General features: G+C 43.8%; 12 protein-coding genes and 1 pseudogene. 7 read left to right on the top strand and 6 right to left on the bottom strand.

Going from position 1 to position 12,994, the window contains the following annotated elements; all coding sequences use genetic code 11:
- Positions 1–385: pseudogene (locus PGX78_RS03015) on the top strand (methionine synthase); the annotation flags it as partial.
- A gap of 70 nt (positions 386–455) precedes the next feature.
- On the opposite strand, the gene PGX78_RS03020 reads toward PGX78_RS03015, so the two are convergent.
- Entirely contained in the window at positions 456–1,739 is a 1,284-nt protein-coding gene (locus PGX78_RS03020) for an adenylosuccinate synthase (RefSeq protein ID WP_270445336.1), read from the bottom strand.
- 225 nt (positions 1,740–1,964) lie between these two features.
- On the opposite strand from PGX78_RS03020, the gene PGX78_RS03025 reads away from it, so the two are divergent.
- The 6 genes from PGX78_RS03025 to PGX78_RS03050 all read left to right on the top strand — a co-directional run bounded on the left by PGX78_RS03025 (position 1,965) and on the right by PGX78_RS03050 (position 8,166).
- Positions 1,965–3,071 carry an NADH:flavin oxidoreductase gene (locus PGX78_RS03025; protein WP_270445337.1) on the top strand — a complete coding sequence of 369 codons (1,107 nt, stop codon included), beginning with the start codon at positions 1,965–1,967 and terminating at the stop codon, positions 3,069–3,071.
- Between the two features lie 51 nt (positions 3,072–3,122).
- Complete coding sequence (locus tag PGX78_RS03030) at positions 3,123–3,872, top strand: hypothetical protein (protein ID WP_270445338.1); 750 nt, start codon at positions 3,123–3,125, stop codon at positions 3,870–3,872.
- Positions 3,844–4,263, top strand: a complete 420-nt coding sequence (locus tag PGX78_RS03035) for a GerW family sporulation protein (protein ID WP_270445339.1) — start codon at positions 3,844–3,846, stop codon at positions 4,261–4,263. Before PGX78_RS03030 ends, PGX78_RS03035 begins: the two co-directional genes overlap by 29 nt.
- A 105-nt stretch (positions 4,264–4,368) precedes the next feature.
- Complete coding sequence (locus PGX78_RS03040) at positions 4,369–4,797, top strand: OmpH family outer membrane protein (protein WP_006940832.1); 429 nt, start codon at positions 4,369–4,371, stop codon at positions 4,795–4,797.
- Positions 4,798–5,068: 271 nt separating this feature from the next.
- On the top strand, positions 5,069–5,383 hold the full coding sequence (locus PGX78_RS03045) for a metal-sensing transcriptional repressor (RefSeq protein WP_040773073.1): 315 nt from the start codon (positions 5,069–5,071) through the stop codon (positions 5,381–5,383).
- 8 nt (positions 5,384–5,391) lie between these two features.
- Entirely contained in the window at positions 5,392–8,166 is a 2,775-nt protein-coding gene (locus PGX78_RS03050) for a heavy metal translocating P-type ATPase (RefSeq protein WP_270445340.1), read from the top strand.
- Between the two features lie 108 nt (positions 8,167–8,274).
- On the opposite strand, the gene PGX78_RS03055 is transcribed toward PGX78_RS03050, so the two are convergent.
- The 5 genes from PGX78_RS03055 to PGX78_RS03075 form a co-directional block, all read right to left on the bottom strand.
- The gene (locus tag PGX78_RS03055; RefSeq protein ID WP_006940829.1) at positions 8,275–8,613 is read right to left on the bottom strand and encodes a helix-turn-helix transcriptional regulator; all 339 of its coding nucleotides are present in this window, start codon (positions 8,611–8,613) and stop codon (positions 8,275–8,277) included.
- A 244-nt stretch (positions 8,614–8,857) separates the two neighbouring features.
- Complete coding sequence (locus PGX78_RS03060) at positions 8,858–9,526, bottom strand: DUF6803 family protein (RefSeq protein ID WP_270445341.1); 669 nt, start codon at positions 9,524–9,526, stop codon at positions 8,858–8,860.
- 193 nt (positions 9,527–9,719) lie between these two features.
- Positions 9,720–11,351, bottom strand: a complete 1,632-nt coding sequence (gene ptsP, locus PGX78_RS03065; protein WP_270445342.1) for a phosphoenolpyruvate--protein phosphotransferase — start codon at positions 11,349–11,351, stop codon at positions 9,720–9,722.
- 11 nt (positions 11,352–11,362) lie between these two features.
- The gene (locus PGX78_RS03070; RefSeq protein WP_270445343.1) at positions 11,363–11,620 is read right to left on the bottom strand and encodes an HPr family phosphocarrier protein; all 258 of its coding nucleotides are present in this window, start codon (positions 11,618–11,620) and stop codon (positions 11,363–11,365) included.
- A 72-nt stretch (positions 11,621–11,692) separates the two neighbouring features.
- Positions 11,693–12,994, bottom strand: a 1,302-nt coding sequence (locus PGX78_RS03075) for a PTS fructose transporter subunit IIC (RefSeq protein WP_270445344.1), incomplete at its 5' end; no start/stop codon positions are given.

Consider the following 12,994-nt stretch of genomic DNA (forward strand, 5'->3'; position numbering starts at 1 on the left):
CTTGGGCAAAGACATTGACGATTACATCGACAAATTCTTTACTTCCGGAGATTTTGCTACCGGCATGCTCGCCGACTGCACAGCTGCCGCAGCTCTGGATACGCTTTTAAATAGATTGACGGAAATCATTGATATCACGTATTCTCGCGATGAATTGAAAACAGCTTGGCGTATTTGCCCGGGCGAAGGTGATTTCCCCTTATCACAACAAATCGAAATTCTAGCCTCTCTACAGTCCGAAGAAATCGGAGTCACCGTCTCACCGGGACGCATGATCAGTCCGCGTAAAACCTTAACAGCCTTGGCCGGCCTTCGCTCATTACAAGGAGGATGCAGTTCCTGCAGCGGCTCTTGTAACGGTTGCAGTGCCTGCGGCGAAGAATAATAAAATAATAAAAGCATCTCTTGCCGGCGGCATACTTTGTGCCGTCTTGCAAGAGATGCTTTTTGCATCCTTAAAATACGTCGTGCAACACAATCGTCTGAGACCGGTCGGGACCTACTGAAACAATTCCCAAAGGAACCCCGACAAGTTGGCTGATTCGTTCTACATAATAACGAGCATTTTCGGGTAATTCATCATAAGACTTACAACCGGAAATATCCGTCTTCCAGCCGGGCAATTCTTCGTAAACAGGCTCCACTTCCTGAAGTACATTCAAGCTTTCCGGGTATTCTTCCAACTCACGACCCTTGTACATATACCCTTTACAAATGTTGATTGTATCCAATTCGTCTAAAATATCCAACCTCGTAATTGCCAGATAGTCGAGACTGTTCAGCATGGCTGCATAGCGAACAACGACAGAATCGAACCATCCGCAACGACGGCTACGCCCGGTTACGGTACCGAACTCATGTCCCGTTGCACGCAGATATTCACCGATTTTATTGTTCTGCTCTGCCGGGAAAGGACCCGCCCCGACACGAGTCGTGTAAGCCTTAACAACGCCGATAATATTGCTCATCATACGAGGACCTACGCCGGATCCGACACAAGCTCCGCCGGCTGTAGGATTGGAACTCGTTACGAAGGGGTACGTACCGTGATCCAAATCGAGCATCGTCGCCTGAGCCCCTTCAAACAAAACTTTCTTGCCTTCCTTAATATACTGGTTCGCCGAATATTCCGTATCCTTTACATACGGACGAATGCGTTCGGCTAACGCCGTGTATTTAGTAAAAATTTCTTCAAAGTCGAAGCCTTCACAGTTATAGTACGTCGCAAAAAGCCGATTCTTCAATTCTAAATTTGTCTTTAATTTTTGATAGAATACGTCACGATCCATCAGGTCGCCAATGCGAATACCGACGCGGTTAATCTTATCCGCATAGCAAGGACCTATACCGTTTTTAGTCGTACCGATTTTATCATTACCGCGCAGTTTTTCGTCTTCTTCATCTATGCGAATATGATACGGCATAATAACATGGGCCCGTGTTGAAACTTCCAGCTCACTGATCGTAACGCCTTTTTTAACCATTCCGTCAATTTCTTCGAGAAGAACTTCCGGATTGACAACAACACCGTTACCGATGATACACGTTTTTTCGGAAAATAAGATGCCCGACGGTAAGAGCCGTAGGGCAAAGGATTGGCCGTCTGCCACCACCGTATGACCGGCATTATTACCGCCTTGTGAACGAATAACCACATCAGCTTTCTGTGCCAAATAATCAACAATCTTACCTTTACCTTCGTCACCCCACTGGGTTCCCAGTACCATAGCCGTCGCCATCTATTCAACATCCCTTCAAGTGTATATGTTCACTATATCAAACACTTAGTATTATACATTAAAAATTCGTAAATTCATACCTTATTTACAGGCTCCGACCTCCATAGAAGAGCTGTTCCCGTGCTTACAATGAATTTTCCCTTATACTATTAGCTTTTTGCAATCATTTACGCTATAATGGATAAACGTATTGCTATAATTTTGCGGTCTAAGGAGAGAATCATTATGTTATTTGATAGAACTCAAATCGGCGGTATTGATGCGAAGTGCCGCATCGTTCGTTCCGCTACTTTTGAGGGTATGGCCGATGCCAACGGATTCCCGACGGAGCGGCTGCTTCAAAATTACGCTGCCTTAGCCGATGGCGGAAGCGGAATCATCATTACGGGCATGATGGCAGTCAGCCCGATGGAACCGCATCAACACTGCCAAATTCGAATCAGTTCGGATGATTGTATCGAACCGTTACAAAAGCTTACTGCCTGCGTACATGAACACGGCGGTAAAGTAGTGGCACAATTAGTTGCCATGGGTTCCGCCATTGCGTTACCGGAAGGATCCGTAAAAGCCGTAAGCCCCAGCGGAATTCAAGAAAAAGTGGTAACAACGGAAGGCCCTTTGCATATATTGGAAACAAAAGAAATAAAGCAACTCGTACAAGATATGGCAAAGGCTGTCGTTCGTGCTCGTAACGCCGGTTTTGACGGCATTCAAATTCACGGTGCCCACGGTTATTTGGCAAGTAAATTTCTGACGCCTTACTTTAATCGCAGAACCGATGAATACGGCGGCAGTTTAGAGAATCGAGCTCGTTTTCTTATCGAATGTATTGCGGCGTCTCGTGCCGTCGTAGGCCCTGACTATCCCCTGTGGCTTAAATTAAACAGTGCCGATTACATGGAAGAGGGAGGCATGACCTTTGAAGAAAGCAAGGAAGTCATGTCTATGGCCGTATCTTCAGGAATTAATGCCATTGAAGTAAGTGGCGGAAATACGGCGTCTTTACCGCGCCAAGGCCCGATTCGTGCTATTCGTCGCACGAAGGAACCCATGTATTTTGCTTCTTATGCCGCAGAAGCGGCTACTTTATTAAAAGGTAAGGCCGACGTCGGCGTAGTCGGCGGTTTTCGCAACGTAAGCGATATGGAAGCCTGTCTTGAGTCTACGGACATATCTTTTATCTCCTTAAGCCGACCCTTACTTCGCGAACCCGATTTGCCTCGCCGTTGGAGAAGCGGTTCTCAAGACCCGGCTCTGTGTATTTCCTGCTCACGCTGTTTTAAGGCGGAAAACGTAGATTGCATCTTTAACGAAAAAACGGCCGACAACTAAACCGATTTATTTCTGCCGATACTTTTCATACCGTAAGAGGAGGCTCGTCTTATGGCGGTTTTGTTGATTATTATTACACTGCTGTTAATGCTTATCGTAACAATACTCTCCATACCGCTGGCCTATACAGTTCGTCTATATATAACCTCGCCCTTTAAGGCAACCGCAACTGTAAACTGGTCAGGACGGGTCTTTTTGTTTTCCTTCCGTTATGTTCTCGGAAAAGCTCCGCTTCTGCGTTTGTATATAAAAAGGGTGCGACACCGCTCGCCCCTTGCTGAACCGGATATAAATCAAGATTCGGAACTACTGAAAAATGATGATGAAAAAAGCGAAACGGATGAGGTGGAAAGAGCCGTTCAGAAGACTGAAAGAGATGAAGAGGATAGTGGCAGTACGGCAAAAGAAGGCTCGCAAACACGTGTGCCCCTTCGTCCCCTTCTACTTAATCAAGCTTTTGCCGTCCAAGTCCTGCTTTTAATCGGTCGCATCCTTCACCATTCCCGCTTGCGAACTTTCACTGCAAACGGTACTATAGGCATAGGCAGTCCTCACGAAACGGGAATCTTAGCCGGATGGCTTTATGCGACTATCCCGCAAAGTGTTCACGAACTGCGATTCAACTATTTGGAAAAAGAGTATAATGCTCGTCTTACCTCCAGTGGACGCATTATTCCGCTTATCCTGATTTTCTGCGTACTGCCCTTTATATTCTCACAACCTGTACGCCGTATCATACGTACTTATATTACGCTCGGAGGGAAATTCAATCATGTCCAACGAAGTAAAGACCAATCTTGAATCTATTTTTCAAAGTTTCCAGGAAATGATTAAAGTTGAAACAGTCGTCGGCGAAGCCCTACACATCGGTGATGCCATTCTCGTCCCCTTTGTAGACGTAACCTTCGGGTTCGGCTCCGGCGGTTTCGGCGGTAAAGGCGACACCGCTCACGAAAGTGCCGGCGGCGGCGGAGGGGCTAAGCTGGAACCTACGGCAATTCTGGTCATTAAAGGAGAACGCGTCGAAATGTTCTCTATTAAACAAGACGGATATCATGCATCGGGCTTCGAAAAGCTCTTAACTATGGCTCCGGAGATCATTGAAAAAATGAAGAAAGATAAATATATATATATTAAAGATGATGAAGAAACGAACATGGAAGCGCCTAATAAGAACGAAGAAGCACATTAAAAACTCTATCGTGTTACAAAGTACCAAAATCCATTGTGCTTTTCACCGTTCTTTGTTATAATGGGCAAATGAAAGACAATCTTTCGTTTCAGGAGGTATAGGAATATGAATTTGAAAAAACAACTTGCATCTTTTGCTGTAGTCGGTATGCTCGGCGTTGCTGCCGCAACTTCCGCGTTCGCAGCCGGCGTAGGCTATGTAAACTTTGATGCATTAATACAGGCTCACAAAAACTATCCGAAAGCTACGGCTCAAATGCAAAATGCCGTTAAAAAAGCTCAGGATGAATATAAGAGCAAGAGTGCAAAAATGACAACCGACCAACAGAGACAGGAACTTGGCAACAAACTCAGCCAAGACCTCAATAAGTTGGAATTTGATTTGCTCAACCCTATTCAGAAAGATATTCAGGATAAGGTTGAACAAGATCGCCAGGCAAAAGGTTTGGATGCTATCGTTGTTCAGGGATCTATCATTGCCGGTGCCGACAAAGCGGTTGACGAAACACAGGCAGTTGCCGCATTGCTGAAATAAGAAAATTGATTAAAAGCATGACGAATCATTTCGTCATGCTTTTTTATTTACCGATTTTATATTTTTGACCCGAAAATCATCCTTCGTAAAATGGATTATAAGCCCTTATTTTTAATTTTAAATCCATTTATATGAAAAAGCATCATTTTTCGTTTAAACGCAAAATAAGGTCATTTTTCGCCCTTTTCCATTTTTTGAAAATAATTATTGACATATACCCCAGTGGGGTATATTATATTATTATTCTTAAATATATGTTTGGGAGGTTCACATGACAGAGAAAAAATCTTGCTCATGCATGGCTGATATAAAACATAAGCACAGAGAAGAACAAGAGTATAAACAGTTAGTCTGTCGCCTTAATCGAATTGAAGGCCAAGTCAGGGGTATCAAAAAAATGTTGGAAGAGGAACGATACTGTGTGGACATACTGACACAGGTCAGTGCCGTCCAGTCGGCATTGAATGCCTTCAATAAAGAACTCTTAGGCGAGCATATAAAGACTTGTGTAGTCAACGATATTCGACAGGGGAATGACGAAGTTGTAGACGAGCTGGTCTCATTACTGCAAAAAATGATGAAGTAGGTGATTATATGAAACATGAAAAGTTTATTGTAACAGGTATGACCTGCTCTGCCTGCTCCAGTCGTGTCGAAAAAACAGTTTCCCAATTAGAAGGCATGGAAAAAGCCAGCGTTAATTTGCTGACCAACAGCATGCAAGTGGATTACGACGAAACAAAACTATCCTCCCAAGATATTGTTGATGCCGTTATCGGTGCCGGTTACGGAGCCTCATCCTCCGACCAACAACAAGCTGAGAATGTTGCTACTCCACCGACCGGCGGATCTTCAACAATAGTTGATGCTCTAAACGCCATGAAAAAACGGCTAATCCTATCCGTTCTTTTCCTCATTCCCACAATGTATGTATCATCGCACGGCCTATTTAAAGCCGTCTTCGGGTTACCTGTTCCGGATGCAGTCGCCCGTATTTTCGACGGTCCGGAAAATGCCATGATTTATGCATTTGCTCAATTTGTCCTGGTCTTGCCCATTATTTATTTAAATCGCCATTACTATATTAACGGCTTCCGCAATCTCTTTAAAGGGGCCCCCAATATGGACAGCCTCGTAGGCCTCGGCTCAGCGGCTTCCGCCTTTTTTGGTATTTTCGCCATATTCCGCATCGCTTGGGGGCTTGGTCACGGTGATTTAACCTTAGTCGAATCGTACAGTACAAACTTATATTTTGAATCGGCCGGTATGATTGTCACCTTAATCACAGTAGGTAAATACATGGAAGCCCGTGCAAAGGGTAAAACAAGCCAAGCCATTGAAAAACTTATGGATTTGGCCCCTAAGGAAGCACGAGTTATTCGTAACGGCAAAGAGTCGACAATTCCGGTAAGTCAGCTCCGAATCGGTGATGAAATCGTTGTTCGCCCCGGCGAAAGCATTCCTGCTGACGGAGTCATTTCCGAAGGTACGACAAGTATTGATGAATCAGCCCTTACAGGCGAAAGTATTCCTGTTGATAAGCAAGTCGGTGACACCGTTACGGCAGCCACTATGAATAAGGCCGGATCCATTCATATGACAGCAAAGCGAATCGGTGATGATATGACTATCAGTCAGATTATCCGTCTCGTCGATGAAGCAAGTAGCAGTAAGGCTCCTATTGCCAAAACAGCTGATAAAATTGCAGGCGTTTTTGTCCCTACAGTTATTACAATTGCCGTTATTACGGCAGCCGTATGGTATTTCTTAATGGGGGCTTCCCTTGAATTCGCATTTTCTCTCGGCATTTCCGTTCTTGTTATTTCTTGCCCTTGTGCACTCGGACTGGCAACGCCGGTTGCCATCATGGTCGGTACGGGCAAGGGGGCTGAAAACGGAATTCTTATCAAATCGGGAGAAGCTCTTGAGTCGGCTCATTCCATTGACACAGTCGTAATGGACAAAACCGGGACTATTACGGAAGGAAAACCCGGTGTAACAGATGTCCTCCCTTTGAATACGGATCTTCATAACCTTCTTTCCGTTGCCGTAGGCTTGGAAAATAAAAGTGAACATCCTTTAGGTGCCGCCATTGTTCAATACGGTAAAGATAAAAATATTATTCCCGCTCCCGTATCGGACTTTACCGCCATTTTCGGCAAGGGTATTCGGGCCACTGTAAACGGTACGACTTGGTATGCCGGAAATCGCCGCTTATTGGAAGACGTAGGAATTGATACGACTTCTGTTATCAACACCTTGAATCGCTTAGGCGATGAAGGTAAGACCCCCCTACTCTTTGCAACAGACAAAGCAATAGAAGGAATCATTGCCGTTGCCGACATGGAAAAAGAATCCAGTGCCAAAGCCATTGCTCTCTTCCGCCATATGGGTATTCAAGTAGTCATGCTCACAGGCGATAATGAACGCACAGCTAAAGCGGTACAACAGCGATTACAGATTCCCAAGGTTATTGCCGAAGTATTACCCCAAGATAAAGAAAAACATATTTCAGCCTTACAGGCGGAAGGACATCGAGTAGCCATGATCGGCGACGGTATTAACGATGCACCGGCACTTATGAAGGCCGATCTGGGTATTGCCATCGGCGCCGGCACAGATGTAGCCATTGAAAGTGCCGATGCCGTTCTTATGAAAAATGATCTTCTCGATGCCGTAACAGCTGTAAAACTTAGTAAGGCCGTTATTCGCAACATTAAAGAAAATCTTTTCTGGGCTTTCTTTTACAATGTCATCGGTATTCCCTTGGCTGCCGGAGTCCTCTATCCCTTATTCGGTATCAAACTCAGCCCCATTATCGGTGCGGGCGCAATGAGTCTCAGTAGCTTCTGCGTCGTCATGAATGCATTGAGGCTTCGCTTCTTTAAAGTAGAGCACGGGGATGTTTCACGTGAAACAAACTCGAAAGATGCACAAACTCATACTGTTTCTACAACATTAGTTGTTGACGGCATGACGTGTGCCCATTGTCAAAAACGTGTAGAAGATGCTCTTACAGCAATTCCCGGTGTCGTCTCTGCAACTGTAGATTTATCCACAAACACGGCTATTGTCGAAAGTAAGCAGAATATACCCGCATCTGAATTCAATCGTGTAATTACAGATGCCGGCTATATATTAATATCTCCTAAGGAGGAAAAGAAAATGGAACAAGTGTTAAAAATTGAAGGTATGATGTGCGGCCATTGCCAAAAACATGTAGAAGAAGCCCTCTCTGCCATGGACGGGGTAACATCTGTAACCGTTGATTTAGAAGGTAAGAAAGCAACAGTTACAACAAACAAAGAAATTTCAACAGACCAATTCTCAAAAGTCATTGCTGATGCAGGTTATGAACTCGTAAAATAACACAGAAAAAGTCCCGTCTCATAAAAGAGACGGGACTTTTTTCTATGTGAAAGTGTTTCACGTGAAACTACCATATTATATTAACCGACACCATTGAAATACTATAACTTAAAGTGTCGGCCTATTCACATGATTACAACTTTCTTTGCCTAATTCTTTATAATAAAAGTTCATAAATTTTTCCATGTTTTCAGGTTTACGTAACCAGGCTTCTACTTCCGGCGAAAGAAGATCTCTATGAACTCCCGTTCTCAAATAATATTTCGTTACGCCTAAAACAGGAGCTAATCGGGTTAAGACAGCTTCTTCTACAGTGTCTACGACTCCCTTTTCCCATTCATATACAGTTCTGGCCGATACATTTACCATACGAGCTAATTCATAAACGCCGAGCTCTTCTTGCTCTCTTAATCTGTTAATCCGTTGGCTTACATTTTCTTCCATCATGTATCACCTCTTAATTAAGATATACTATTTATTTTAGTACCCTATTTCCTATACTATAGTCATTCTACCATTGTCATCTTGAAGGCAAAAGTTTACTTTTATCTTCTTGTCTTTTTTATATCACCATTCGCAGTTCTATCTCTTTCATTCATTTAACAAAAACTGTAGTAAAGATAAAAAGAGGACTGTTTCTTGTGAAACAATCCTCTTTACCAAAAAGTATTCTAATGAGTAGTCGTTTATCTTATTTGTTGCTTTCCATATTCATTTCATGACCGTTTTGCTGACCCGACATGGATTGATTATTACCGTTCATTTGCATATTCCCGTTACCTTGCATATGATTATATGCATTTCCCGGGCAGTTATACGGCATCTGATTCCCGTTCATATGCATATGTCCTTGATTGTTACCGTTCATATTCATATGCATATTCATTTGGCCTTGAGGCGGAACATACCCGCCTAATTGCGGATCAATCATGCCGAATACCATAGCCAAGTGGGTAAGTGCCACAAAAAGAAATACGGTCAATGCATGACGAACAACTTTGGTATGTTCATTCCAGGCCTTACCTACAATGCCGATTTCTATAAAAAGTAAATAGACGGCCGGAATAATAGCTGCTAAGAAGGAGTAGATAGACAGGCGATCCAAGGGTCCCTTCCAAGCAACTGTCGGTATATATGCGACAACAAGATAAATAAACAAGAAAATAAAAATAATACTTAAACAAATAGATGCCCCTTTTCGTAAACCGGGCCATGAGTTCACTGCTTTTTCTTTGTTAAGCAGTGAAAAGATTTCCGAACAAAGAACCAGCTCGGCTAAGGTCATAGGCACTACCATGAAAAGAATTAAAAACCACGGTGCATACATACCCAGTAAATCCATATAGTTAGACATTACCATAGTAAATTCCCCCTTATTAATTTGTCTGACTCATTATACCCCGGTGGGGTATAATTGTAAAGAGAAACAGCTATTTAAACCTATATTTTATAAGCCTTTTATGTATACGATAACCGTATAGAGAGTATTTCAGCCCATTTATAAAAGAACCTGCCAACCGCAAGGGCAGCAGGTCCTTTACACCTCTTATACGTTATTTACTTAAATCAATAGATCCTATTTTCTCACGTAAGGGCAGAACCGACGGCGGACTTACAGAAAGTTCGTCTACGCCCATGCGCAGAAAGTCTTCCGTAAGGCTTAAGTCTGCTCCGAGTTCACCGCAAATACCTACCCAAACGCCTTCTTTATGACCGTTTTTAACCGTCATTTCAATAAGTCGGAGAAGGGCAGGATGGCGGGGATCGAAGAAGTTATCCAGGTCCGTCTGTTGCCGATCAATAGCCAAGGTATACTGGGTCAGGTCATTGGAACCGATGCTGAAGAAGTCCACTTCTTTAGCCAACTCGTCACTAATGAGTGCCGCTGCGGGCGTTTCTATCATAATTCCCACTTCCATCGACTCATCAAAAGCAATTCCTTCATGTCTCAGCTCGTTCTGCACTTGTCTCAATAACTCTCGACTGCGACGCACTTCATCAACGGAAATAATCATGGGAAACATAATGGCAATCTTTCCGTACGCACTGGCTCTACACAAAGCTCGCAACTGTGTTTTAAAAAGAGTCGGTCGAGTTAAGCAAATACGAATAGCACGCATGCCCATAGCCGGATTTTCTTCAGCCTTTAAATCGAAGTAATCCACCTTCTTATCCGCTCCTATATCCAGGGTACGGATAACAACCGTTTTGCCTTCCATCATTTCGACCGTCTTTTTATAAGCTTCAAACTGCTGCTCTTCCGTCGGATAGGTAGCATTTTCCAAATATAGGAATTCGCTACGGAAAAGGCCGATCCCTTCCGCATCATTAGCCAAGGCTTGAGGTACATTATCAGGATTTCCGATATTCGCGAAAACGTTGACCTTATAACCGTCTACCGTAACGGATTCCTTACCTCGATATGCTTCTAAACGAATTTTACGTTCCTCAGCCTCTGCCTGTTTTTTCTTCATCTTATCCAACGTAGCCGAATCGGGATCCAAATATACGGTTCCCGTAAAGCCGTCAACAATAACCGTCTTGCCTTCCACATCCGTATGCAATTGCGTTCCCGTATTGACTACGGCTGTAATTCCCAGTGTACGAGCCAAAATAGCCGTGTGGGAGTTCGTGCTCCCGCCGGAGGTAACAAAGCCCAGAATCTTATCCGTATCGAGTTGTAGCGTTTCACTGGGAGCTAAGTCGTCGGCGGCCAAAATAACACCGTCGTATGCCGAGAAATCATTGGCTTCACCGCCACAAAGCTGTACCTGTATACGTCTTGATATATCCAATACGTCGGCTGCCCGTTCCTTCATATACGCATCATCCATGGAGCGGAACATTTCGGAAAACTGCTGCGCCGTTTCTTCTACAGCTGCTTCGGCATTTATTTTTTTTTGAGAAATTAAAGTAACTATATTATCAATATAATCGTCATCATCAAGCATCATCTGATGAACTTCAAATACGGCCGCTTCCTCTTCGCCAACCTTTTGAACCGCCTTCTCATACATGTCTTTCAACTGTTCAATAGATGCTAAACGAGCTTCTTGAAAGCGTTCCACTTCTGCATCCGTATCCTTTATACGTCGTCTGGCCGTAGATACGGTATTTCTATGGAACAAAGCAAGGGGACCCATCGTAATGCCGGAAAAAACCGATTTTCCCTTTACAACTAGCATGAATACCTCCTTTAGAAATTTTCTTTAAAGAATTTTTCTATTTCATGTACAGCATGTTCTTCATCTGAACCGTCTACAGTAACTTTTATTTCTTCACCTTGTTTCACGCCCAGAGCCATGACCGTAAAAATCTTTTTCAAGTCACCTTTTTTAGACCCTTTTTCAATAGTAATCTTTGATTCAAATTTTTTAGCTTCCTTAACGGCCAATCCAGCCGGACGCGCATGAATCCCTTGGGAATCCGTTATTGTATATGTAAACTCTTTCATTTTAATGCCTCCTTAAAATCAACTTAATCGGTATTCTTTACTTTAACGTACTTTTATAAGAAAAACAATAGTCTAAGCATTCTTTCTCGTTAATCCCAACAAGAGAGCCGCCACTACGGCACCGGCAAAAAGAGCTGCCAAGTACAGGGGCCAGTTCGTAACGACACCGAATACGAAAATCCCGCCGTGAGGGGCCGGAACGGTACAATTAAAAAACATGGACAGAGCCCCGGCTACAGCCGAACCGACGGCACACGAGGGTATGACATGAACCGGATCGGAGGCGGCGAAAGGAATAGCTCCTTCCGTAATAAAAGATAACCCCATAATAAAATTCGTAAGTGTAGATTGTCGCTCCTTCTCCGTAAACTTGCCCTTAAAAACAAGCATCGCCAAAGCAATTGCAATGGGAGGAACCATACCTCCGATCATGACGGAAGCCATGATACCCGAGTTGACAGCTGCCCCTGATGCATCGACTAATGAAGCTGTTCCGAAAACATAGGCTGCTTTATTAATAGGACCACCGAAATCGATAGACATCATACCGCCTAAAATAAGACCCAAGAAAATCTTGCTGGTCGTAGTCATACCGGCCAGAGTAAACGACAGCCATTGATTGAATACGGCCGTAGGCGGATTAATAATAAAAACCATAATAAGACCTACGAGAATAAGACCGCAAACGGGATAAAGCAATACGGGCTTAGTTCCTTCCAAGGCTTGAGGCAGTTTGGCAAAAACCGTCTTTAAAAAGATAACGACATACCCTGCAATAAATCCGGCAAAAAGGGCTCCGAAAAATCCCGATCCTCCGTTAGCTGCCAAAAAACCGCCGATAATACCGGGCATCAATGCCGGTCGTTCACCTATGCTGACGGCAATATATCCAGCTAAAATAGGCATCATCATACTGAATGCCAAACCACCGATATCTTTCAAAAAAGCTGCTACAGGCGTTCCCGAACCGAAAGTGGCCGTCCCGGCATTATTCATGTCAAAAAGGAAGGCCAAAGCAATTAAAATACCGCCGCCGATAACGAAAGGAAGCATATGTGAAACGCCGTTCATTAAGTGCTTATAAACACGTCGACCCGTGCTTTCCGTCCCTTCACCGGAGGTACTTTCTTCACTTTTACTGCCGCTTCCGTTAAATACGGGAGCCGTCTGTTGCAAGGCGCCTTCAATCAAAGCGGCAGGATTCTTAATGCCCTCCGCCACCTTAACGAAAGCGACGTGTTTTCCTTTAAATCGTTCGACCGGCACGTCCTTATCGGCTGCCACAATAACACCTACAGCCCGTTTTATATCATCGGCAGTCAAAGCATTTTTGACTCCGCCGCTACCGTTTGTTTCTACTTTAATATCAATACC

It is taken from the genome of Megasphaera sp. AF13-6AC, from assembly GCF_027685385.1.
Lineage (GTDB): Bacteria > Bacillota > Negativicutes > Veillonellales > Megasphaeraceae > Megasphaera > Megasphaera micronuciformis.